The 1,708-nt window shown below is 41.3% G+C and carries 2 pseudogenes; both read left to right on the top strand.

The annotated features are described in order from the left end of the window. A pseudogene (locus tag KPX09_RS05190) lies at positions 1–573 on the top strand (hypothetical protein); the annotation flags it as partial. A gap of 1,004 nt (positions 574–1,577) precedes the next feature. Next, positions 1,578–1,708, top strand: a pseudogene (locus tag KPX09_RS05185) (ABC transporter ATP-binding protein); the annotation flags it as partial.

The following is a 1,708-nucleotide window of genomic DNA, read 5'->3' as shown; positions in this document are numbered from 1 at the left end:
AAGAGTTTTCTATGTGCATGTTTGTGCTTGCGTGTGCACCCTGTTGACGTTGGCGAAGATGCTTACGCTTTGGTCACATCATCTAGTGTGAGTGAGAATCGAAGCCCACAGTGCGGCTTTTTCAGAAGTGTCGTTGCCGTTTCTATTGGAGCAGTAGTAGCTGGTATAGCTGGTGTTTTTTCTATTGCTGCAACGATGGTTTCATTACTTTTACTGCCTCTTGTATTGCTTGGATTCACTCTCTTTCATCACTCTGACGTCTCATGTGACCGTGAGCGTGCGTCTGGAGGAACAAGGCGCTTTGCAATATGTTTTGATACATCCAATGTGCCGCGTGAGACTAATAATCAGGAGCATATACAACACGTGGTAACCGCTGCTAATACAGCGCGATCTAGTTTACCTGCCCTTGCACAGCCTGCTAATGAGAATATCAATGTGGATGCTGAAGCTCAAAGACCTGGGATTGGGGGACGTGTACATCGGGCAAGACAGTCTGATTCAGGTGTATCCAGTGCAATGTGTTTTGGCGTAGAATCTATATGTTCGTCTACGAGGGCATTAAAGCGATGATGAACACTGTAATGACTCCCGTACCAGCATCACATTAATCGTGGTTCTACAGAGTAATACCTATTCTTGGAGTAAGTTTTATGCTTTGACGCTTGTGCTCCTCCTTACCAGAGATTGAAGAAATCTTTATGCTATGTAGTGTGGAGACCTTATTTTAATGTTGAATCTGTGTACCGTGTTGCGCTGAAGAGCCATTACAATGGCTATAAACCATGCAATCGCTCTCATAATTATACCACAAGTTGAACTAGCAATACGTTAATCCCTTCATTGTGATTGTATACCCAGAAAAGCACTCTTTTATGCTGTGTGTTTCTCATGTTTTATGGGGCATAGGTCCTATTCTTCTCTACTGGAGCATCAGTATAGTTTTTATGTCTTGCGACTAATTCCAGTAAAAATGCATTTTTATTTTAGATTACGCGGTAGATATTATGATGTTAGTGCATGATCTTTGCCAGCATCGCATTAGTTATGGCTCTACAGAACAATACCTATTCTTGGAGTAAGTTTTATGCTTTGACGCTTGTGCTCCTCCTTACCAGAGATTGAAGAAATCTTTATGCTATGTAGTGTGGAGACCCCTGTTTCATATGCATGGGTCCTTCTCCTTTGTGATGGAGTATTCGTATAATTTCCGTACGGTGACTCATACCACTGGAGATGCATTCTCTGCCCTTCAAGATCAAGATAGATATATCGAAGAAAATCTCGCGTAGCAGAGTGGGGACCTTTGTTTCATTCCATATGTATGGATTCTGCTTCGCTTTAGGTATGTGTTTCATAGGGTTTACTGCTGATGCTTATAAGACACATTTCTTGTTTCTTATATTTAGTGAAATATTGCCCATATTATCATTCGTCAGCATTATCGAGTTAAGAACAGCTTTTTATCTAGGAGTTACCTCTCATTCCAGTTGGAACTTCTTTTCGGACTCTACACATAATAAAAGCATAACGCATTTACAAAGAACGTACTGCTGGATACCACAATATGAGTAGTAATCGCAACAGAATCCCGCAATGTAGGACTAATTTTCCAGCACCCAGCGCTGTTTCAACACCAAACTATAGTGGAGAATGTAGCATTCGCAGTAAAAGCACAAAGCAAGGATAAGAGAATGAAGCATGCTTT

Source organism: Anaplasma phagocytophilum, assembly GCF_023476575.1.
Taxonomy (GTDB): Bacteria; Pseudomonadota; Alphaproteobacteria; order Rickettsiales; family Anaplasmataceae; genus Anaplasma; species Anaplasma phagocytophilum_A.
This window is presented reverse-complemented; position numbering and strand designations above follow the sequence as displayed.